Annotated in this window: 1 protein-coding gene; it reads right to left on the reverse strand. The window is 47.6% G+C overall.

Features of this window, described 5'->3' with window-relative positions; genetic code table 11:
• Positions 1 to 211, reverse strand: a 211-nt coding sequence (locus tag LJE08_RS14650; RefSeq protein ID WP_227403672.1) for a hypothetical protein, incomplete at its 3' end; no start/stop codon positions are given.
• Positions 212 to 225: the final 14 nt, after the last annotated feature.

Genomic DNA, 225 nt, shown 5'->3' on the forward strand with positions numbered 1-225 from the left:
TGCGCTTAGCCACCTGGAATTCATTTCCTTCTACTTTTTTAATCATCCCCTGCTTCGTCGCAAAAAGCAGCCTTGCGTAGCGCATCTGTTCCGCGTCGCAGATATAGACGATGTTTTCCTGGGTGCTGTCGTAATTGCTTACATTATCGATGGGAAGCCCCTTGTCCCTGAACTTTCCATAAGGCAGATCCAGCACCTTGACTTGATGCATCTTCCCAGTATTTG

Origin of the sequence: Holdemanella sp. DFI.5.55 (genome assembly GCF_020593575.1) — a bacterium.
In the GTDB taxonomy this organism is placed as follows: domain Bacteria; phylum Bacillota_I; class Bacilli_A; order Erysipelotrichales; family Erysipelotrichaceae; genus Holdemanella; species Holdemanella hominis.